The following is a 20,601-nucleotide window of genomic DNA, read 5'->3' as shown; positions in this document are numbered from 1 at the left end:
CGAGGACGCCCTTCCCCGTTCGCCACATTCATTTTGAAGCAGCCCGCGGAAGAGATATCTGTGGCCGTCGTTGGGAGATCGGTTTGCCTACTGTTACGGTAGATCCACAGGGTGATGAGCGCCTGTCTCATGTGCTCAATGCCAGCGAGCGACTGGTCATGGCCGGGTCGGTGGACGAGGTCGTCGCCATCCTGCGCGACACCGCGCGGGCCGCCGTCGGCGCAGAGGGCGTCGCGGTCGTCATCGAACACGACGGACGCTGCTCTTACGTGGCGGAAGATGCTGTCTCCACGCTTTGGCAAGGCCAGACCTTTCCGGCCGACCACTGCATTTCGGGGTGGGTGATGCACCACGCCGAGACGGTCGCCATCAGTGACGTCCGCCTCGACCCGCGCATCCCGCAGGACGCCTATTCGCCGACTTTCGTCCGTAGCCTGGTGATGGTGCCCATCGGCAGGCCGGTTCCGGTCGCAGCGCTCGGGGCCTACTGGTCGGAGGTTCGCAACCACGACCAAGATACGATCAAGCGCCTGGAAAGCTTGGCGCGCCTGGCGACGATCGCCATCGAGAATGCGCGCCTCACCCAGGCACGCAATCGCGCGGCAGCACTTGGGGCTGCACAGAACCGCATCCTGGAACTGGCCGTCGCAGAGACGCCCCTCAGCGCCACCCTGAATGCGATCGTCCGTGAGGTGGAGGCGTTGTCCACCTCCCGTTTCCTGGGCAGCATCCTGCTTCTGGACGAAGACAGCCAACAACTGCGGCACTGCGCAGGGCCGAGCCTGCCGCGCGCTTACCATGAGGCCATCAGCGGCCTCGCCATCGGTCAGAGCCTATGCGCGTGCAGCACGGCGGCACTGCACAGCGAAGCGCGGTATGCATCGGACATCGCCAATGATCCGCTGTGGGCCGAGTTCCGGGAGCTGGCCGTCGGGCAGGGTCTGCACGCCAGCTGGTCAACGCCGATCCGTTCGGCACAGGGCGACCTGCTCGGCACCTTCGTCCTGTACCACCACGAGCCCCGCGAGCCTCTGTCGGCGGACCTCGAGATCGTCGACTTCGTCGTGCAGACGGTCGGGCTGGTCGTACACCGCGCCCGGGCGGAGGCCGCTATCCGGGTCAGCGAGGCGCGCTATCGGCAGATCGTCGAGGGCGCCGAGGACTTCGCGATCATCACCTTCGATGCGCAAGGCACCATCACCAGTTGGAGCATCGGGGCGCAGCGCATCGTCGGCCACCGCGCCGAAGAGGTGGTGGGCCGCGCGGGCGACCTGTTCTACACGGCCATGGACCAGACCGAGCGTGTGTTTCACGCCGAACTCGAACTCGCCCAGGCTCAGGGTCGGGCAGCCAACGAACGCTGGCACGTTCGCAAGAACGGCACACGCTTCTGGGGCTCCGGGCTGATGATGCCGCTGGCCATGGACCATGGCGGCTTCGTGAAGATCTTCCGCGACCGTACCGCTGAGCACGAGGCGGAAGCGGCGCAGCAAGAGAGCGCAGCGCGGTTGCACTTTTTCGATGAGCTCGACAGCCAGCTCTTCAACATCCGCCATGCCGAAGACGCGATGCTCGCAGCGACCGGGCTGCTCGGACGGACGCTGAATGTATCGCGCTGCGCCTATGCGGACGTGGATATCGATCACGACCGTTTCTGGATCCGCAGTGACTACAACGCGCCCGGCATCCAGAGTTCGGCCGGCACCTACAGCCTCGACCTCTTTGGCCCAAGGGCTGCGGCGGACATGCGCGCCGGGCGCACGTTGATCGTCCGCGACGTCATGGCGGAGCTTGACCAGGATGAGGGGCGCGAGACCTTCAGCGCCATCGACATCGGCGCGATCATCTGCTGCCCGCTGGTGAAGGATGGCCGGCTGACGGCAATGATGGCGGTTCACCAGAATCAGCCCCGGGACTGGTCGCCGTCGGAAATTTCCCTGGTCAGGGAGGTCGTCGAGCGCTGCTGGGCGCATGTCGAACGAGTGGCTGCCGAGATGCGCCTGCGCGAGAGCGAAGAACGCTTGCGCCTTGCCGTCGACAACGCCGAGGTCGGCTTCTGGGACGTGGATATCGTTCACGACACGCTGATCTGGTCGCTGCGGACCAAAGAGATCTTCGGCATCTTTACTGACGTGCCGGTGACGCTGGACGACTTCTACGATGGCCTGCATCCCGAGGACCGAGAGGCGACGATAGACGCTTTCGTAGCGGCGGCCGACCCTAAGCGCCGTACGCTTTACGATGTCGACTACCGCACGATTGGCCGGGAGGATGGCATCGTTCGCTGGGTGGCAGCCAAAGGCCGTGGGGTGTTCGATTCAGCTGGCCGCTGCCTGCGCGTCACCGGCACTGCAGTCGATATCTCCGCCCGCAAGGCCGCCGAGGAAGATCTGCGCGAACTCAATGCCACGCTCGAAGGCAGGATCGTCCAGGCCATCGCCGAACGGGAAGAAGTCCAGGCGGCGCTGCGCCAGAGCCAGAAGATGGAAGCCATGGGGCAGCTTACCGGCGGCGTGGCACACGACTTCAACAACCTGCTCACGCCGATCGTCGGCACGCTCGACATGCTCCAGCGCAGAGGCGTGGGGGGCGAACGGGAACAGCGGCTGATCGCCGGCGCCATGCAATCGGCCGACCGGGCGAAGACGCTCGTGCAGAGGTTGCTCGCCTTCGCTCGCCGCCAGCCGCTGCAGGCGGTTTCGGTCGACGTGGGCAAGCTGGTGAGCGACATGGGCGATCTGGTGGCCAGCTCTACGGGGCCGCAAATCAAGGTCGTCGTCGATGCCCCGGAGCATCTGCCAGCGGCGATCGCGGATCCGAACCAGTTGGAAATGGCCCTCCTGAATCTCTCCGTGAACGCGCGCGATGCCATGCTCGAGGGCGGCACGATGCGCATATCGGCGAGCACGGAATCGGTCCGTGAGGGACACCGCTCGAAGCTTGCGGCAGGCGAGTATCTTTGCCTGTCCGTGGCGGACACCGGCACCGGCATGGATGCGGCCACGCTCGCCCGGGCGATCGAGCCATTCTTCTCGACCAAGGGCATCGGCAAGGGGACCGGGCTCGGCCTGTCGATGGCCCACGGGCTGGCATCCCAGCTCAACGGCGCGCTGACGATCCAGAGCACGCCTGGTCTGGGCACCAATGTCGAGTTCTGGCTGCCGCGCAGCACGACAGTGCCGCTAGAGGCGTCGCGCATCGTCGAGGCCCCAGAACCACGATCGGCGCGTGGCGTGGCCTTACTGGTCGACGATGAAGAGCTGGTACGCGCCAGCACCTCCTACATGCTGGCGGACCTGGGCTACCGGGTGATCGAGGCCGCGTCAGGCGAAGAAGCCATACGCCTGCTGGACGGCGGGCAGCAGTTCGACCTGCTCGTCACGGACCACCTCATGCCCGGCATCAGCGGCACCGATCTGGCCAGGGTGGTGCGCACGTCCCGGCCGAGAGCTGCGATCCTCCTCGTTTCAGGCTATGCGGAGCGCGAAGGGCTCGACCCGGATCTGCCGCGGCTTACCAAACCCTTCCGCAAGAGCGAGCTGGCGGTAAGCCTGTCGCAACTTGGCGGTGAATACTGAGACGGCCGAGGGCTTGAGGCACGGGCCAGCGCAGGGCCCTGCAGCGCGAGCATGCCCGCAGCCTCCCCTGCGCCATCAACCACCCTGGATCACGGTGGACCGCGCCTGGCCTGCCTCGACGCGATTACGCCCTGACGCCTTGCCTCGATAGAGCGCGGCATCTGCCTGCTGCATCGCTTCGTCGAGCGCGTGCGTGCTGGTGAAGTGACCCGAAACGCCGATGGTGGCGGTGCAGCGGATGAACGGGTTCAGGCCGATGCCAGGCACTTGGGTTCGTTCGATGGCCACACGCATGCGTTCTGCCAGTTGCATGGCGCCAACCCTGTCGGTACCCAGGCAGACGACCGCGAACTCCTCGCCGCCCAGCCTGCAGGTCAGATCGCCCTCCCGGGCGCTGGCGTTGAGCACGTCGGCCACATGGCACAGCACGAGATCGCCCACCTTGTGGCCGTAGGTATCGTTGATGCGCTTGAAGTGATCGATATCCACGATCAGCAGGTACGCGGGGGCGGCCGTTCGCGAGCGGAAATATGCATCCAGGCCATCCGTCAGCCCGCGCCGGTTGAGCAGGCGGGTGAGCGGGTCCTGTGCGGCCGCGCTGCGCAGCTCGTCGGTGAGGCGGCGCAGCACCAGCCAGACGGCGCAGGGAGGAAGTACCGTCCCCAGGAACGACATGTAGATGTAGAAGGTGCGCTGGAAGCTGGTGTTCATATCGAGCGCCGCCAGCCCGCCACCGAGAATCATCACCAGCTTCGCCGCGTTCAGAGCGCAGATGCCGCCGATCAACACGGCAAACACGAGCATTTCGACACGCAGATCCCTGGCCAGATTTCGTCTGACAAGCAGCGCGCCCAGGGTCATGGCCAGAAACAGCGACGCACAGGCCCCCGCCAGCAGCGCGTGACGCGCCTCGGTCCCGAGCGTCGACTGCACCAGCAATTGCACTGCCGTGTAGGTCCCTGCCAGCGCGAGCAGCGGGCGCCATACCGAGGTGGGCCGATCGAAGAAACGCATGGCACCCAAAACATAGGCAACGGGGGCGCAGAGCGTCAGCGTGTGGTTGACGATACTCAGCACCGCGCCACTCGCGGGGCCACCGGACAACTGCAAGATGTAGGCGAGCCCGAGCAGAAGGTTGCCTAGCGCAAAGACATCCATGCCCAGTTTCTTGCCGCTCAGCCGAGTGCTGATCAGCAGGAACATCACGCTGAAACACAGCAAATGCACGCAGAGCATGCCAAGGATGACGGTGGTGACCATGGATTCGTGCACGTGGAGAGCTGGCAGGAGCCGGGCATTGCAGGAGCGGCGAACCCGCCGATCCCGCTTTTAAGCCATTCGGCCATCTAAGGCTGCAAATAGTAATCGCATATGGCCATATCAGGATAATCCGGTAAACACACGCGGTGCTGGAAAGCGGACGACACGGTGGTCGACCAGCGGCACAGAATGCCTGCACTATCGGTGGCACGCCCCTGCGGCGATTGCGGCTTCCCAGCGGGCATCGGCCACTCGATCAGGTGTGGCACTGGCTTGCCCTTGAGCATTTGCCACGCTAACCTGCGCGCGTCGCTGCACATTCAGCGACCGGGTGTGGAAGCCCGTGCAAATCAAGGCGCACAAGCGCCACCATACCGAATGCAGGCGCTATTTTTGTGCCCGCCGTTTCGATTTATGGTGGCTGTGCGCGGGGCGCTTTCGGGCGCGCCGGGTTCCTTGATTCCCGGTCTTCCACACCTGCGCACAGCCGCCACCCATCATGTGGAAGTGATGTTGGCGGTTCCTCAATCAAGGAGCCTCAAGCCATGAAGCATACGCACGCCCCCAATTCGTCCGCACGCCGCCGCGCCGATCACCAGAACGGAGGCCAGCGCCATGACTGACCTCCTCCCACTCACCAGCAACCCGACCACCACAGCGGTGCTGCTGATCGACAGCAGTTGCTCGTACATGGACCTGCAGGAAAGCGTCGAACAGCGCCTCAGAGCGGTGCGCGGCCTGCTGCACAGTCTCGCCGCCATGAACATTACCCAGGCAGATGCGCTGGACGTGCAACACATAAGCGAAGCCGCGTACCTGCTTAGCGCAGACGCCTGGGACCTGGTCAGGGCAGCCCACCAGGCAGCGGTGCGGGAGGCGCGCCAGCGCTGAGTATCGGGCGGGTGAAGGCAAACAGCTGCCCTGCCCGCCCTATCCTGATTTCACTCGCCGCCCGAAGAGCTACCGGACCTTGAGCGAGGAATTGCATTGGGTCTGGCAAACATCAGTGGTGGCTGGGGCGAGCGGTTTCAACCCGTACCTGACGGCCATGAATGCTACGGATAAAACTCCGCGTAACGCTGCACCGTGATTAGCATCATCGCTGCCGATATTGAAACGAACAGGAGTATGCACAACACGAACTGCAGTGGCTTGGTCTTCCAGGGAGTGGGATCGACTCGGCCATATTCGCTGAACGAGGCCGGGACGGTTCTGAGAACGATGCAGACAATGGCGTGCACCAAGAACAGGACGGACAGGCTTGCGCCGGCGATCAGAATCGACAACTCACGAATGTCACCGGAAAAACAAACCATCCCTATCGATGACGGTATGACCGCAACGATGAATAGCCACTTCGATAGGGCTTTGGCGCCGCGCGCAATTGGCTTCACGTCCATGGCTCACTGCAACTCCCTGGCGACAATAACTGCAACACCCTGTCCTCGATCGACTTATGACCCTACGCCTGGTGCCCTTTTCTGCACACTACTGCCGGCAGGAGCCAGCCAGAAGCATAGTCAAGACGCACTGAGACACTAGTGGATTGAGCTCAACAGCCAGCATCGGTCGAGACCGTGAGCGCTCTTGCGATGCGCGAGTCAGTCGTCAGGAAGTGATCGAGGCGAGCCGGCAGAATACGGCCCCCCCTGTCCGAGGCCCGGCAGGCTCTCGGCGTCGAGGCCACCTGTTTTCAACGCCCATAAAAAAGCCCGCCACAAGGGCGGGCCAGGTGACCTCCCCCTAGCCGGGGAGGTCGACGACATCAAGTATCAGGACACCTTGCCAGCCGTGTCGCCAGGCAGGGTCACGATGTCCGGACGACCACCGGAAGCCAGTTCGCGCTGCAGGGTGTCTTCGTCCAGCTCCTTGCACCACTTGGCGACCACGATGGTGGCAACGCCGTTGCCGATCAGGTTGGTCAGGGCACGGGCTTCGGACATGAAGCGGTCGATACCCAGGATCAGCGCCAGGCCGGCGACCGGCAGGTGGCCAACGGCCGACAGCGTGGCGGCCAGGACGATGAAGCCACTACCGGTAACGCCTGCAGCACCTTTGGAAGCAACCAGCAGCACCAGCAACAGGGTGATCTGGTGACCGATATCCATCGGTGTGTCGGTGGCCTGGGCGATGAACACCGCCGCCATGGTCAGGTAGATCGAAGTACCGTCGAGGTTGAAGGAGTAACCGGTAGGAATCACCAGGCCGACGACCGACTTGTTGGCACCGAGTTTTTCCATCTTGGTCAGCATGCGTGGCAGTGCCGACTCGGAAGAGGAAGTACCCAGCACGATCATCAGCTCTTCGCGGATGTAACGGATCAGGCGCAGTACGCTGAAACCGTGGGCACGAGCGATACCGCCGAGCACCACGAGGATGAAGAACACGCAGGTGACGTAGAAGCAGATCATCAGCTGACCGAGCTGCACCAGCGAGCCTACACCGTACTGACCGATGGTGAAGGCCATGGCACCGAAGGCACCGATAGGCGCGAGCTTCATGATCATGTTGATGATGCCGAACATCACGTGAGCGATGCGATCGATGAACTCGAGCACCGGACGACCGAATTCACCCATGCGCTGCAGGGCGAAAGCGAAGATCACGGAGAAGAACAGCACCTGGAGGATGTCGCCGTTGGCGAATGCACCGACCACGGTTGCCGGGATCACGTTGAGCAGGAAGCCGATGGTGGTCTGCGCTTCGCCCGCCTGGGCATAGGCTGCGATCTTGCTGGCATCCAGCGTGGCTGGGTCGATGTGCATGCCGACGCCCGGCTGCACGACGTTGACCACGACCAGACCGATGATCAGGGCGATGGTGGAAACGATCTCGAAGTAGAGCAGCGCGTAGCCGCCGGTCTTGCCGACTGCCTTCATGTCCTGCATGCCGGCGATGCCGCTGACCACGGTGCAGAAGATGATGGGGGCGATGACCATCTTGATCAGCTTGACGAAACCATCGCCGAGCGGTTTGAGGGCAACGCCTGTTTCTGGGTAGAAGTGACCGAGAAGGATGCCGATGGTGATGGCGACCAGCACCTGGACATAGAGCATTTTGTAGAACGGTTGACGGACAACATCGTTCGTTGTGGCAGTCATGGTGAATCCTCATGGGCGCGGCAATGACATCCAGAGACGTCCGCACCACCTTTCTTGTTTAGGCGCCAACCCTCCTGACCTGGAGGGATTTGTTATAGGCACGCTTATCGCGACCTTGAGCCTGCAAAAGCAAACCTCATGCCACACAATAAAAAATCGGATAAACCTTTGATAATCTGGACTTTTAGCGAACCAAAGCGTGCTCTGACGAAAGCATTTGGCGGTTTTCCGCACGGCGCCTCAGGCAGGCGTGGCGGATTCCCACCAAAGCAGCTGAAGAACGTCTCGAAGCCGCTCGGGCTTTCTTCGACGGACTCTCGCTCGCCGAACCAGGCCCCCGCCCTCGGTGACTCTAGATGCGTACCCGAAACGCCGCGCCGCCCAGCTCTGAATCCTCGAGAAACAGCTCGCCTTCGTAGCTCTCGATGATGTCCTTGACCACCGCGGTGCCGATACCCTGCCCCGGATGCTGGGCATCCAGGCGCTCGCCCCGGCGCAGAATGCGTTCGCGCTGGTCGACCGGTACGCCCGGGCCGTCGTCTTCGACGCACAGCAGGCAGGCGCCATGTTCGATACTGGCGGAAATCCGCACCTGGCCCAGACACAGGCGGTAGGCGTTCTCCAGCAGGTTGCCGAGCAGTTCGAGCAGCGCCGCGCGCTCCATGGGAATTTCCAGCCAGGGCTCGAACTGGCGCAGCACGGTCACCTGCTTGTCGCGGTAGACCTTGTCGAGGGCACCACAGAGATTGTCCACCACGCCCGTCATGGATACCCGGTGGCGCACCAGACCGCTCTTGCGCAGGCTGGCGCGCTGCAGCTGATATCCGATCTGCTGGCTCATGCGTTCGATCTGCCCCTGCAGGATCTGCGACTGCTCACGGTTATCCGGCTTGGCAGCGATCACCTCGGCCGCCCCCTGCAGCACCGACAGCGGAGTCTTCAGGCTGTGCGCCAGGTCGTCCAGCGAGTGACGGTAGCGCTCGCGCTGCTGGCGTTCGCTGTCGAGCAGGCGGTTCAGCGAGCCGGTGAGGCGCAGCAGTTCGCGAGGATGTTCGTCGCTGAGGCGCTCACGGGTACCGCCCTCCACTTCGTCCAGCTCTTCGCGCAACCCGCGCAGGCTGCGAAAGCCCCAGGTCAGGCCGAACCACAGCAAGCCGAGAAGCAGCAACAGGGCGCCCCCGAGCCACAGGTAGAGCTGCGTCATGAAATCGTTGTAGAGGGCCTGCGTGTCGCTGGCCGGCTGCATGGTGACGATACTGAAGGCCGCGCTCTCGCCGCGCAGCAGTTTGATTTCCACGTCATAGATATAGAACTCGCGGCCCTGGCGGTCGGTAACGCGCAGCAACTCATCGCCGCGGCCGTCGTAACGCGGCATGTAGGACACGGAAATGTCCCGTGTCGAAGGCGATTGCCAGACCAGGCGGCCGTCACGGTCATAGATGAAGCCCAGCAACTGGGCGTCGGGAATGTCGAACTCCTCGTCAGGAAGCTTGCTCGGCATCCGTAGCTGGCCGTCGTCGGTGCGAGCGGCGGAGATCAGCGCGCCCGCATCGGCGGCCAGGCGTTTCTCGACGGATTTTTCCAGGGCGATCAGGAAGGCGCCCCGCAGGGCTGGCAGCAGTGCCAGCATGAAGAGCACCGCCAGTACGGTGCTGCCGAACATCAGGCGAAGACGCAGGGAGGAAATCCAGCGGCCTCGCAATCGCCTGAAGCCTGACGTCATCGGCAGCGCTCGGTGAACAGGTAACCCTGGCCACGTACCGTTTCGATGGGTTTGAAGCCGTTGCTGCTTTCCAGCTTGCGGCGCAGCCGGCCAACCAGCACTTCGATCACGTTGGGGTCGCGCTCTTCGTCATCGGGGTAAAGCTGCTCGATCAGCCGTTCCTTGGGCACCACCTGCTGGTGGTGGCGCATCAGGTATTCGAGGATGCGGTATTCGTAGGCGGTCAGGCCCATGCCCGCACCATCGATCAGTGCCTGCTTGCGATTCATGTCCAGCACCAGAGGGCCGGCTTCGATGGTCGACTGAATGAAACCGGATGACCGGCGCAACAGGGCATTCAGGCGTGCTTCCAGTTCTTCGAACTGGAACGGTTTGACCACGTAGTCGTCAGCGCCCGAAGCCAGGCCTTCGACCTTGTCCTGCCAGTTGCCACGGGCAGTCAGGATCAGGATGGGAAAGGTCTTGTCACGGCTGCGCAGCTGGCGAATCAGATCCAGCCCGCTGATGCCCGGCAGACCGAGATCGACCACGGCCAGATCATGGTGGTACTCATCGACGCGATACAGCGCCTCTTCGGCGTTGGCGACCGCGTCCACCACGTGGCCCTGCTCGCCGAGTCGGGTATACAGATGGTGACGCAACAGCGCCTCATCCTCCACGACCAGCAATTTCATCGTTGCATGCCCTCCAACATAAGCTTCAAACCGCAAGCTTCAGCGGCAAGTTGGAAGCCATGGTGCACGATCTGGCTTCAACCTACAGCGTAAAGCCCGTTGTGGTTGTTATCGGCTCGTATCGGGCGGCGGTGCAGCCCGATACGAGCACGCAGGCCCTGGTTAGAACTTGTAGTTGGCACCCAGATACCACTGACCGCTGCTATGCAGGTCGAGGGAGCCGACCTTGCCTTGCTCGTGCGGCGCGAACTCGGTGCTGGCGTTGGTACGCAGGTAACGGTAGCCACCTTCGACGGAGGCATTCTCGTTGACTTCCTGCAGCAGGCCAGCCTGCAGACCGGCAGCATACCCGACATTGGTATCACGGGAGACCCCTGGGCTGTTCTGCTCCAGCTTGACCAGGCCCAGCGTGCCACCACCGAACAGCTTGGTGCCGTTCTGGTTCAGCGGCAGGAAGGCATCGTAGCTGCCGAGCAGGTTCTGCTGGCGCAGCTTGTAGCCGTTGTTGGTACCGGAGATGTATTCGTAGGTGCCGTAGTAACGGCCGGCATCGTTCTGCTGACCGGCACGGATACCCCAGGTGCTGGTGCTATTGATGACGCTGTCGAAATTCGGATTGCCCAGATTGGCGTTCAGTGCCGACGATTTCTGGATGTTGTTGCTGGTGTGACCCCAGGTCAGACCGGCGAAGTTGTTGTCGGCATGAGCGGCGGTCGCAGCGCCGAACACCAGGGAAGTCGCCAGAGCCAGCTTGGTAAGAGTCGTTTTCATGGATATGCCTCTCGAATGGCAGTGGGTTGATGAATAACTCGAGGACCATCCTGCCTGCCGTCGACTGAACCTCCCCTGAACCCCTCCTGAACCCGACCTGAACGACGAGCCTGGAAAACCTGGGCCCGGCCGGCCGCCATGAAAAAAGCGTCTGAATATTGACGCAGATCAATACCTCGTTCGCTCCTGAGACTAAGGTCGAGGCATAACGACCAGATGCCGTCGGGTTCACCGCAACAGATCGGTGAATCCCTGCAGTGACGGCACACCCGATCAGCCTGACCGATGAAGACCTGCCCATGCCCAGCCCATCCGAAGACGCCGGGGGCAAACGCCGCGAACGCCGGCTGTTTCTGTTCCTGGTGATATTCCTCTTCCCACTGCTCAGCGTGACCCTCGTTGGCGCTTACGGATTCACCGTGTGGTTCCTGCAGATGCTCTTCGGCCCGCCCGGCCCGCCGAACTGATCGCCCTACCCCGCTTACAGGAATCCGCCATGGACGCCCCCCTGCATATCGCCAGCTTCATCGTGCACGCACGCCCCGAACATTTCGCGGCGGTGCTCGCCAACCTGCGCCTGCTCGCCGACCTGGAAGTGCACCAGCACAGCCCGGAGGGCAAGTTGGTCGTGGTGATCGAAGCCGTCGACGAGCACCTGATCATGCAGCGCATCGAGCAGATCAACGCCCTGCCCGGCGTGCTCAATGCCGCACTGATTTACCACGAATGCCTCAGCTCGGAAGGAGCCGCCCAATGAGCATGACCCGCCGCGAATTCACCAAGGCCCAGGCCGCTGCCATCGCCGCAGCCGCCGCCGGCCTGCCGTTCGCCTCGACCGCCAGCAACCTGGTGGCCGACGCGGAATCCACCCGTCTGGACTGGAACAAGGCGCCCTGCCGCTTCTGCGGCACGGGCTGCAGCGTCATGGTGGCGACCCGCGACAACCGCGTGGTCGCCACCCACGGCGATATCAAGGCCGAGGTCAACCGTGGCCTGAACTGCGTCAAGGGCTACTTCCTGTCGAAGATCATGTACGGCGTCGATCGCCTGACCACACCGCTGCTACGCATGAAGAACGGTGTCTACGACAAGCAGGGCGAGTTCCAGCCGATCAGCTGGGAGCAGGCCTTCGACATCATGGAGGACAAGTTCAAGCAGGCACTGCGCGAGCAAGGCCCACAAGCGGTGGGCATGTTCGGCTCAGGGCAATGGACGATCTGGGAAGGCTACGCTGCCAACAAGCTGATGAAGGCCGGCTTTCGCAGCAACAACATCGACCCCAACGCGCGCCACTGCATGGCCTCGGCGGTGATGGGCTTCATGCGCACCTTCGGCATGGACGAGCCCATGGGCTGCTATGACGATATCGAAGCAACCGACAGCTTCGTGCTTTGGGGCTCGAACATGGCGGAGATGCACCCGGTGCTGTGGAGCCGAGTCACCGACCGGCGCCTGAGCAAGCCCGACGTCAAGGTTGCGGTGCTGTCGACCTTCGAGCACCGCAGCTTCGACCTGGCCGACATCCCCATGGTGTTCAAGCCACAGACGGATCTGCTGATCCTCAATTACATCGCCAACCACATCATCCAGAGCGGCGCGGTGAACCAGGAATTCGTCAAACGGCACACGCGCTTCGCCCTCGGTGCCGACGATATCGGCTACGGCCTGCGCCCGGATCACCCGCTGGAACGGCAGGCAGCCAACGCCGACAAGGCCAACACCTGGAGCGACATGTCGTTCGAGCAGTTCGCGGCCTTCGTCAAACCCTACACCCTGGAGCGCGCCGCCAGGGAAACCGGCGTCCCCGCCGAGCGCCTCGAGGCACTGGCGCAGCTGTATGCAGACCCGCAACGCAAGGTCGTGTCGTTCTGGACCATGGGTTTCAACCAGCACACCCGTGGCGTGTGGGCCAACAACCTGATCTACAACATCCATCTGCTGACCGGCAAGATCAGCGAGCCGGGCAACAGCCCCTTCTCGCTGACCGGCCAGCCTTCGGCCTGCGGCACCGCCCGCGAGGTGGGGACCTTCTCCCATCGCCTGCCTGCCGACATGCTGGTGACTAACCCGAAACACCGCGCCACCGCCGAGAAGATCTGGAAGCTGCCCGCTGGCACCATTCAGGAAAAGCCCGGGTTCCACGCCGTGGAGCAGAGCCGCATGCTCAAGGACGGTGTGCTCAAGGTCTATTGGACGCAGGTCAGCAACAATATGCAGGCCGGCCCCAACATCATGCAGGAAGTACTGCCGGGCTGGCGCAAGCCGGACAACTTCGTGATCGTATCGGACGTCTACCCGACCGTGTCTGCCCAGGCTGCCGACCTGATCCTGCCCAGCGCCATGTGGGTCGAGAAAGAAGGCGCTTACGGCAACGCCGAGCGTCGCACGCAGTTCTGGCACCAACTGGTGGGCGCGCCGGGCGAGGCGAAATCCGACCTCTGGCAACTGGTGGAATTTTCCAAGCGCTTCACCACCGATGAAGTGTGGCCGGCCGAGCTGCTGGCAAAGGCCCCCGAACTCAAGGGCAAGACCCTCTTCGAGGTGCTGTACCGCAACGGCAACGTCGACGCCTTTGCGGCCGAACAGCCCGAGGGTGGATTGCGCAACGACGAGGCCAAGGCATTCGGCTTCTACCTGCAGAAAGGCCTGTTCGAGGAATACGCCCAGTTCGGCCGCGGCCATGCCCACGACCTCGCGCCCTTCGAGCGTTACCACAGCGAACGCGGCCTGCGCTGGCCGGTCGTGGACGGTTCGGAAACCCGCTGGCGCTACCGCGAGGGCCACGACCCTTACGTGGCCAAGGACAGTGGCGTGCAGTTCTACGGCTACCCGGACAACCGCGCGATCATCTTCGCCCTGCCCTACGAGCCACCAGCCGAGGCGCCGGACGACGACTACCCGTTCTGGCTGAGCACCGGCCGCGTGCTGGAGCACTGGCATACCGGCAGCATGACCCAGCGTGTCGAGGAACTGCACCGCGCCGTGCCCGATGCCCTGGTGTACATGCACCCGGACGATGCCCGGGCACTCAATGCACGCCGCGGCAGCGAGGTGAAAGTCATCAGCCGACGCGGCGAGATCCGCGCGCGCATCGAGACGCGCGGGCGTAACAAGCCGCCTCGGGGCCTGGTCTTCGTGCCCTTCTTCGACGCCAACAAACTGGTCAACAAGGTCACCCTGGACGCCACCGATCCGATCTCCAAGCAGACCGATTACAAGAAGTGTGCGGTGAAGATCCAGTTGATCAGCGCGGCCTGAGGAGAACGGTCATGAAATTGCGTTACCTGCCCCTGCTAATGCTCGCTGCCTTCGGTGCGGCCCTGGCCGCCGACCTCGGCTACCCCCTCGACGCTCCCGCGCCGGATGGTCGCCGCCCCGGCGGCACGCTGACCCAGGCGTTTCCCGCGCCACCGATCGCGGCCGAGGAAAACAGGGACATGCGCCGCGAGCGCAACTACCCCGAACAGCCTCCCACCATTCCCCACACCATCGTCGGCTATCAGGTGGACAGGTTCGGCAACCGCTGCCTGACCTGCCACAGCCGCGCCAACAGCGCGCGCAGCCAGGCGCCGATGATCAGCATCACTCACTACATGGACCGTGAAGGCCAGCCCCTGGCGGCCATGTCGCCGCGTCGCTACTTCTGCACCCAATGCCATGTGACCCAGGCCGAGGTGAGCCCGCTGGTGGAGAACGTCTTCGAGAACATCGACCAGATTCTGCTGAAAGAAGCCAACCCTGCCGGGCGTCGCTGAGGAGGCACCATGAAATTCCTGCTCTCCCTGCTGGGCACTTACTGGAACGTACTGCGCCGCCCGAGCGTGCATTACAGCCTGGGGTTCCTGACCCTGGGCGGCTTCATCGCCGGGATCATCTTCTGGGGCGGCTTCAACACCGCGCTGGAGGCCACCAACACCGAACAGTTCTGCATTACCTGCCATGAAATGCGCGACAACGTGTATGTCGAACTGCGGGAAACCATCCACTACAACAACCGCTCCGGGGTGCGCGCCACCTGCCCCGACTGCCACGTGCCGCATCAGTGGACGGACAAGATCGCCCGCAAGATGCAGGCTTCCAAGGAGGTGTGGGGCAAGATCTTCGGCACCATCAGCACCCGCGAAAAGTTTCTCGAGAAACGTCGCGAACTGGCCGAACACGAGTGGGCCCGCCTCAAGGCCAACGACTCGCTGGAATGCCGCAACTGCCACGACTTCGACTTCATGGACTTCACTCGGCAGAGCAAGCGCGCCGCACAGATGCATTCCACCGCCCTGGCCAATGGCGAGGCCACCTGTATCGACTGCCACAAGGGGATCGCCCACAAGTTGCCCGACATGAGCGGCGTGCACGGCTGGTAAGGAGCTCGCTGGCGCGGCAGAATGCCCGCCATGAATACAGCCCATCTGCCACGCTGCTGCAGCGCCCTCGATGATCACTGGCCGTTTGCCCGGCCATTGCTCGGTGCGCAACTGATCAGCACGCATTTCGACTCCGCGCTGGTCGATGATGCCGACTACTTGGCCGCTGGCGTGCCCCCGGTTCGCGGCGTCGCCAAGCGCCAGGCCGAGCACCTGGCCGGACGGGTTTGTGCTCGCGAGGCGCTGTATCGGGTAACGGGTGTGGCAAGCGTGCCAGCCGTGGGCGAGGATCGCGCGCCCCAATGGCCAGCGCAGGTCAGCGGCTCGATCACCCACGGCCAGGACTGGGCAGCCGCTATCGTTGCGCCAACGCAGCAATGGCGCGGCCTGGGCCTGGATGTGGAGCGACTGCTGTCCAGCGAGCGTGCCGAGCGGCTAGTGGGTGAAATTCTCACCCCAGACGAGCTGGGCCGCATCGCGCATCTAACGCCCGAGCAGCGGGCTTGGCAGATCAGTCTGACTTTTTCCCTCAAGGAAAGCCTGTTCAAGGCGCTCTATCCGCTCGTGCTCAAGCGTTTCTATTTTCAGGACGCCGAATTGCTCGACTTAAACGCCGAGCCAGGCGGGGCGCGCCTGCGCCTGTTGGTCGAGCTGAGCGAAGAGTGGCCAGCCGGAAGCGAACTGGTCGGCCTGTATGCCGAGCTAGACAATCAGGTACTCAGCCTGGTGGCCATCGAGGCCTGACGGGGCCGCGTAGGTCGGGGAGCGCAGCGACGCGAGCCATTACCCCTGATGGGTATCGCTTCGCTCAACGCCATCCTGCGGTGTGGCAGTCAGCTACGCGCCTCGCTCCACCCGACATGACGGGTCCAGCAATCCGCGAGGAAACGCCAACAGCGCCGGGGGCAAATCCGATAAACTCGGCACATTGCCGTCCGGAGTGCCCCATGCGCGAAGAACTGAACCAAGGCCTGATCGATTTTCTCAACGCCTCACCTACCCCCTTTCATGCTACCGCCAGCCTGGCCATGCGCCTCGAGGCTGCCGGTTATCGTCATCTCGACGAGCGCGCGACCTGGCACACCGAGCCCGGTGGCCGCTACTACGTGACCCGTAACGACTCCTCGATCATCGCCTTCAAGCTGGGCCATCGTTCGCCTGTCGAGGGTGGTATCCGCCTGGTTGGCGCCCACACCGACAGCCCTTGCCTGCGCGTGAAGCCGAACCCCGAGCTGCAACGCCAGGGCTTCTTCCAGCTGGGCGTGGAAGTCTACGGCGGCGCTCTGCTCGCCCCCTGGTTCGACCGTGACCTGTCCCTGGCCGGCCGCGTGACCTACCGCCGCGATGGCAAGGTGGAAAGCGACCTGATCGACTTCTACCAACCCATCGCCGTGATCCCCAGCCTGGCCATCCACCTCAACCGCGAGGCCAATCAGGGCTGGGCGATCAATGCGCAGAACGAATTGCCGCCGATCCTCGCCCAGTTGGCAAGCAGTGAAAGCGCGGACTTCCGCGCCCTGCTCAGCGAACAGCTGGCCATGGAACACGATTTCAACGCCGATGCGGTGCTCGATTACGAGCTGAGCTTCTACGACACCCAGAGCGCCGCGGTAGTCGGCCTCAATCAGGACTTCATCGCCGGTGCACGCCTGGACAACCTGCTGTCCTGCTACGCCGGTCTGCAGGCCCTGCTGGACGCCAGCGACGAAGAAACCTGCGTGCTGGTGTGCACCGACCACGAGGAAGTCGGCTCCTGCTCGGCCTGCGGTGCCGACGGCCCGATGCTCGAACAGGTGCTGCGCCGTGTGCTGCCGGAAGGTGACGGTTTCGTGCGCACCATCCAGCGCTCGCTGCTGGTGTCCGCCGACAACGCCCACGGCGTGCACCCGAACTACGAGAACAAGCACGACGGCAACCACGGCCCCAAACTCAATGCCGGGCCGGTGATCAAGATCAACAGCAACCAGCGTTACGCCACCAACAGCGAAACCGCCGGGTTCTTCCGCCACCTGTGTCTGGAAAACGAAGTGCCGGTGCAGAGTTTCGTGACCCGCAGCGACATGGGTTGCGGCTCGACCATCGGCCCGATCACCGCCAGCCGCCTTGGCGTGCGCACGGTGGATATCGGCCTGCCGACCTTCGCGATGCACTCGATTCGCGAACTGGCCGGCAGCCAGGATCTGGCACACCTGGTGAAAGTACTCGGTGCCTTCTACAACAGCCATGACCTGCCCTGAGGCCAGCATGATCGAACATATCCGCAACAGCCTGCTCGAAGCCCAGCGTGCGCTCGATGCATTTCTAGGCAATGAGCAGACCCTGGCCAATATCGAGCGGGCCGCCAGCCTGCTGGTGACCAGCTTCGAAGCCAAGGGCAAGGTGTTCTCCTGCGGCAATGGCGGCTCCATGTGCGACGCCATGCATTTCGCCGAGGAGCTCACCGGGCGTTATCGCAAGAATCGTCCGGGCATCGCCGCGGTGTCGATCAGCGACGCCAGCCACATCAGTTGCGTGGCCAACGACTTCGGTTACGACCACATCTTCTCGCGCTACGTGGAGTCCCACGGCCGTGAGGGTGATGTGCTGCTGGCCATCAGCACCAGCGGCAAGAGCCCCAACGTGGTCAAGGCGGCTGAAGCGGCCAAGGCGCTGGGCATCAAGGTCATCGCCCTGACCGGCAAACCTGGCTCGCTGCTGGAGAGCCTGGCCGACGTCAGCATCTGCGCGCCGGGCGGCGATTTCGCCGACCGCACCCAGGAGCTGCACATCAAGGTCATCCACATCCTCATCGAGCTGGTAGAGCGCCACCTCAGCCCCGAAAACTACGCGTGAGCGAGGTGCGCCGTCGGTTGACGACGCACCTTCAAACCCCGCCCGCGTGATGGAGAACTCGCGCGTGATCCGCCTCAATGATCTGCTGCCTCGTCTGTTGGTTCTGCTCCTAATGGCCCTGCCCTGTTCTGCCGTTCAAGCGGCAGGCATACCCGGGCTGTTCGGCACGGGTGGCAGCGGCAGTACCCAGGCTCAGGCGGATCAGCCGCTGGATCGCTCGCTCGACGAGGTAATCCAATCGCTGGAGAACGACAAGCAGCGCGCGCAACTGCTCAATGACCTCAAGACCCTGCGCGACAGCACGCAGAAAACCCAGCCGGACACCCCCGATGGCGTGCTCGGGCTGATCGGCAGCACCCTGACGGGCATCGAGAAGCAATTTTCCGGTGAGCATAGCCCGCTGGCGCGCTGGCAACTGGAGATCGCCCGCAGCCAGGACGAATTGGCGGCGCTGATGCCGGAGGCCGGCGAACGCCTGGCCCTGGTCAGCAACTTCGCCCTGATTCTCGGTATCTGGAGCCTGCTGGCCTTCGGCTTGCGGGCGCTCAGCCATCAGGTGCGCCTGCGTTTCGGCCTGGCCGAAGAACTGCCACAGAACCCGCGGCCCACCGACCTGCTGCGCTTCGCGTTGCGCAAGCTCGGCCCCTGGTTCGCGGCGCTGCTGATCACCGGTTACCTGAGCTACGTGCTGCCCGCCTCGCTGGGCCGCGACCTGGCCATGGTGCTGGCTTACGCTCTGGTGATCGGTACCTGTTTCTCGGCGATCTGCGTGATCGCCTTTTCCCTGCTCGACGGCCCGCACCGGCGCACGGCGCTGAATATTTTGCGCCGTCGCGCGTTCCACCCGCTGTGGCTGATCGGCAGCTTCGCGGCCTTTGGCGAAGCGCTCAGCGATCCGCGTCTGGTCGCCAGCCTGGGCGCCAACCTGGCACACACCACCGCGACCCTGACCAACGTGCTGGCGGCGCTGTGCACCGGCCTGTTCATCCTGCGCTTCCGCCGGCCAATCGCCCACCTGATGCGCAACCAACCGCTGGCCCGTCGCCTCCGGCAGCGCGGTATCAGCGAGACCGTGGAACTGCTCGGCAGTTTCTGGTACCTGCCGGCCCTGGCGCTGGTGGGCATTTCACTGGCGGCCACCTTCGTGTCCGCTGGCGACACCAGCACCGCCTTCCGGCAATCGCTGGTCTGCACCGTGCTGCTGGTGACCTGCATGGTCATCAATGGGCTGATTCGCCGGCGCATGCACAAGGCCCGTTTGCGCCATCGTCGCCATGCCGCCTATTTCGAGCGTTTCCAGAGTTTCTTCCACTTCCTGCTGAGCCTGATCATCTGGTTGTTCTTCATCGAACTGGGGCTGCGCGTGTGGGGCCTTTCGCTGATCCGCTTCGCCGAGGGCGACGGCCACGAAATCAGCATGAAACTGTTCGGCCTCGGCGCCACCCTGGCGTGCGGCTGGCTGGTGTGGATTCTCAGCGACACGGCGGTGCATCACGCCCTGACGCGCTCACGCAAGGGCCAGACCAACGCCCGCGCACAGACCATGATGCCGTTGATCCGCAACGTGCTGTTCATCAGCATCTTCATCATCGCGTTGATCGTCGCCCTGGCCAACATGGGCATGAACGTCACGCCGCTGCTCGCCGGCGCCGGCGTCATCGGCCTGGCCATCGGCTTCGGCGCGCAGTCGCTGGTTGCCGACCTGATCACCGGACTGTTCATCATCATCGAAGACTCCCTGGCCATCGACGATTACGTCGACGTCGGCGGCCACCTGGGCACTGTCGAGGGCCTGACCATTCGCACCGTGCGCCTGCGTGACATCGACGGCATCGTGCACACCATCCCGTTCAGCGAGATCAAGAGCATCAAGAACTACTCGCGGGAATTCGGCTACGCCATCTTCCGCGTCGCGGTGCCCCACGACATGAATATCGACGATGCCATCAAGCTGCTGCGCGACGTCGCCAGCGAGCTGCGCAACGACGTGCTGATGCGCCGCAACATCTGGTCGCCTCTGGAGATCCAGGGTGTGGAGAGCTTCGATTCGGGCAACGCGGTACTGCGCGCGCGCTTCAAGACCGCGCCGATCAAGCAGTGGGAGGTGTCCCGTGCCTTCAACCTGGCGCTCAAGCGGCACCTGGACGAATCAGGCCTGAGCCTGGCAACGCCGCGCCTGAACATCCAGATGAGCGCCGTCAGCCCGAACGGCCACAGCGCCCAGGCGGAGCAACCGGACGCCGACCGATAACGCGACCGCGCTCACATCCGCAACGCAAGCCAGCCAGCATGCACACCGGC

General features: G+C 63.6%; 17 protein-coding genes. 11 read left to right on the top strand and 6 right to left on the bottom strand.

The annotated features are described in order from the left end of the window. Positions 1-158: 158 nt before the first annotated feature. Positions 159-3,578, top strand: coding sequence for a GAF domain-containing protein (locus tag ACT9T4_RS10085; RefSeq protein WP_499116796.1), 3,420 nt, complete (start codon positions 159-161; stop codon positions 3,576-3,578). A 75-nt stretch (positions 3,579-3,653) separates the two neighbouring features. On the opposite strand, the gene ACT9T4_RS10080 is transcribed toward ACT9T4_RS10085, so the two are convergent. Then, the gene (locus ACT9T4_RS10080; RefSeq protein WP_499116760.1) at positions 3,654-4,781 is read right to left on the bottom strand and encodes a GGDEF domain-containing protein; all 1,128 of its coding nucleotides are present in this window, start codon (positions 4,779-4,781) and stop codon (positions 3,654-3,656) included. A gap of 672 nt (positions 4,782-5,453) precedes the next feature. Between ACT9T4_RS10080 and ACT9T4_RS10075 the strand changes: the two genes are divergently transcribed. Further along, positions 5,454-5,729 carry a hypothetical protein gene (locus ACT9T4_RS10075; RefSeq protein WP_052493810.1) on the top strand — a complete coding sequence of 92 codons (276 nt, stop codon included), beginning with the start codon at positions 5,454-5,456 and terminating at the stop codon, positions 5,727-5,729. 164 nt (positions 5,730-5,893) lie between these two features. On the opposite strand, the gene ACT9T4_RS10070 is transcribed toward ACT9T4_RS10075, so the two are convergent. From ACT9T4_RS10070 to ACT9T4_RS10050, 5 genes are all read right to left on the bottom strand, one after another. Continuing rightward, positions 5,894-6,238: a hypothetical protein gene (locus ACT9T4_RS10070; protein WP_499116758.1), complete on the bottom strand. Its 345-nt coding sequence runs from the start codon at positions 6,236-6,238 to the stop codon at positions 5,894-5,896. Positions 6,239-6,610: 372 nt separating this feature from the next. After that, positions 6,611-7,939 carry a dicarboxylate/amino acid:cation symporter gene (locus tag ACT9T4_RS10065; RefSeq protein WP_042554349.1) on the bottom strand — a complete coding sequence of 443 codons (1,329 nt, stop codon included), beginning with the start codon at positions 7,937-7,939 and terminating at the stop codon, positions 6,611-6,613. Between the two features lie 352 nt (positions 7,940-8,291). After that, positions 8,292-9,662, bottom strand: a complete 1,371-nt coding sequence (locus ACT9T4_RS10060; protein ID WP_042554350.1) for an ATP-binding protein — start codon at positions 9,660-9,662, stop codon at positions 8,292-8,294. Beyond that, positions 9,659-10,336 carry a response regulator gene (locus ACT9T4_RS10055; RefSeq protein ID WP_042554351.1) on the bottom strand — a complete coding sequence of 226 codons (678 nt, stop codon included), beginning with the start codon at positions 10,334-10,336 and terminating at the stop codon, positions 9,659-9,661. Before ACT9T4_RS10055 ends, ACT9T4_RS10060 begins: the two co-directional genes overlap by 4 nt. A gap of 162 nt (positions 10,337-10,498) precedes the next feature. Beyond that, on the bottom strand, positions 10,499-11,107 hold the full coding sequence (locus tag ACT9T4_RS10050; RefSeq protein WP_042554352.1) for an outer membrane protein: 609 nt from the start codon (positions 11,105-11,107) through the stop codon (positions 10,499-10,501). Between the two features lie 299 nt (positions 11,108-11,406). Here ACT9T4_RS10050 and napE point away from each other — a divergent pair, with 299 nt between their 5' ends. The 9 genes from napE (at position 11,407) to ACT9T4_RS10005 (ending at position 20,551) form a co-directional block, all read left to right on the top strand. After that, positions 11,407-11,574, top strand: a complete 168-nt coding sequence (napE, locus tag ACT9T4_RS10045) for a periplasmic nitrate reductase, NapE protein (protein ID WP_042554417.1) — start codon at positions 11,407-11,409, stop codon at positions 11,572-11,574. Between the two features lie 29 nt (positions 11,575-11,603). Next, on the top strand, positions 11,604-11,864 hold the full coding sequence (locus ACT9T4_RS10040; protein WP_042554353.1) for a chaperone NapD: 261 nt from the start codon (positions 11,604-11,606) through the stop codon (positions 11,862-11,864). Further along, positions 11,861-14,365, top strand: coding sequence for a nitrate reductase catalytic subunit NapA (napA, locus tag ACT9T4_RS10035; protein WP_499116754.1), 2,505 nt, complete (start codon positions 11,861-11,863; stop codon positions 14,363-14,365). Before ACT9T4_RS10040 ends, napA begins: the two co-directional genes overlap by 4 nt. 11 nt (positions 14,366-14,376) lie before the next feature. After that, positions 14,377-14,862, top strand: coding sequence for a nitrate reductase cytochrome c-type subunit (locus ACT9T4_RS10030; protein WP_042554355.1), 486 nt, complete (start codon positions 14,377-14,379; stop codon positions 14,860-14,862). Between the two features lie 9 nt (positions 14,863-14,871). After that, positions 14,872-15,468, top strand: a complete 597-nt coding sequence (locus ACT9T4_RS10025; RefSeq protein WP_042554356.1) for a cytochrome c3 family protein — start codon at positions 14,872-14,874, stop codon at positions 15,466-15,468. A 21-nt stretch (positions 15,469-15,489) separates the two neighbouring features. Beyond that, positions 15,490-16,212 carry a 4'-phosphopantetheinyl transferase family protein gene (locus ACT9T4_RS10020; protein ID WP_499116751.1) on the top strand — a complete coding sequence of 241 codons (723 nt, stop codon included), beginning with the start codon at positions 15,490-15,492 and terminating at the stop codon, positions 16,210-16,212. A gap of 203 nt (positions 16,213-16,415) precedes the next feature. Beyond that, the gene (locus tag ACT9T4_RS10015) at positions 16,416-17,705 is read left to right on the top strand and encodes a M18 family aminopeptidase (protein ID WP_499116749.1); all 1,290 of its coding nucleotides are present in this window, start codon (positions 16,416-16,418) and stop codon (positions 17,703-17,705) included. Positions 17,706-17,712: 7 nt separating this feature from the next. Then, complete coding sequence (gene lpcA, locus ACT9T4_RS10010) at positions 17,713-18,300, top strand: D-sedoheptulose 7-phosphate isomerase (protein WP_042554359.1); 588 nt, start codon at positions 17,713-17,715, stop codon at positions 18,298-18,300. Positions 18,301-18,349: 49 nt separating this feature from the next. After that, positions 18,350-20,551, top strand: coding sequence for a mechanosensitive ion channel family protein (locus ACT9T4_RS10005; RefSeq protein ID WP_179538622.1), 2,202 nt, complete (start codon positions 18,350-18,352; stop codon positions 20,549-20,551). The last annotated feature ends 50 nt before the right edge of the window (positions 20,552-20,601 follow it).

Source organism: Pseudomonas sp. SZ40 (assembly GCF_052958135.1).
Note: the sequence above shows the minus strand (reverse complement) of the source record. Positions and strands in the feature narration are given on the sequence as shown.

Excerpts from the sequence above, each read along its gene's own strand:
- ACT9T4_RS10085 (WP_499116796.1), top strand. The coding sequence starts at position 159 with ATGGCCGGGTCGGTGGACGAGGTCGTCGCCATCCTGCGCGACACCGCG.
- ACT9T4_RS10080 (WP_499116760.1), bottom strand. The coding sequence starts at position 4,781 with ATGTTCCTGCTGATCAGCACTCGGCTGAGCGGCAAGAAACTGGGCATG.
- ACT9T4_RS10075 (WP_052493810.1), top strand. The coding sequence starts at position 5,454 with ATGACTGACCTCCTCCCACTCACCAGCAACCCGACCACCACAGCGGTG.
- ACT9T4_RS10070 (WP_499116758.1), bottom strand. The coding sequence starts at position 6,238 with ATGGACGTGAAGCCAATTGCGCGCGGCGCCAAAGCCCTATCGAAGTGG.
- ACT9T4_RS10065 (WP_042554349.1), bottom strand. The coding sequence starts at position 7,939 with ATGACTGCCACAACGAACGATGTTGTCCGTCAACCGTTCTACAAAATG.
- ACT9T4_RS10060 (WP_042554350.1), bottom strand. The coding sequence starts at position 9,662 with ATGACGTCAGGCTTCAGGCGATTGCGAGGCCGCTGGATTTCCTCCCTG.
- ACT9T4_RS10055 (WP_042554351.1), bottom strand. The coding sequence starts at position 10,336 with ATGAAATTGCTGGTCGTGGAGGATGAGGCGCTGTTGCGTCACCATCTG.
- ACT9T4_RS10050 (WP_042554352.1), bottom strand. The coding sequence starts at position 11,107 with ATGAAAACGACTCTTACCAAGCTGGCTCTGGCGACTTCCCTGGTGTTC.
- napE (WP_042554417.1), top strand. The coding sequence starts at position 11,407 with ATGCCCAGCCCATCCGAAGACGCCGGGGGCAAACGCCGCGAACGCCGG.
- ACT9T4_RS10040 (WP_042554353.1), top strand. The coding sequence starts at position 11,604 with ATGGACGCCCCCCTGCATATCGCCAGCTTCATCGTGCACGCACGCCCC.
- napA (WP_499116754.1), top strand. The coding sequence starts at position 11,861 with ATGAGCATGACCCGCCGCGAATTCACCAAGGCCCAGGCCGCTGCCATC.
- ACT9T4_RS10030 (WP_042554355.1), top strand. The coding sequence starts at position 14,377 with ATGAAATTGCGTTACCTGCCCCTGCTAATGCTCGCTGCCTTCGGTGCG.
- ACT9T4_RS10025 (WP_042554356.1), top strand. The coding sequence starts at position 14,872 with ATGAAATTCCTGCTCTCCCTGCTGGGCACTTACTGGAACGTACTGCGC.
- ACT9T4_RS10020 (WP_499116751.1), top strand. The coding sequence starts at position 15,490 with ATGCCCGCCATGAATACAGCCCATCTGCCACGCTGCTGCAGCGCCCTC.
- ACT9T4_RS10015 (WP_499116749.1), top strand. The coding sequence starts at position 16,416 with ATGCGCGAAGAACTGAACCAAGGCCTGATCGATTTTCTCAACGCCTCA.
- lpcA (WP_042554359.1), top strand. The coding sequence starts at position 17,713 with ATGATCGAACATATCCGCAACAGCCTGCTCGAAGCCCAGCGTGCGCTC.
- ACT9T4_RS10005 (WP_179538622.1), top strand. The coding sequence starts at position 18,350 with ATGGAGAACTCGCGCGTGATCCGCCTCAATGATCTGCTGCCTCGTCTG.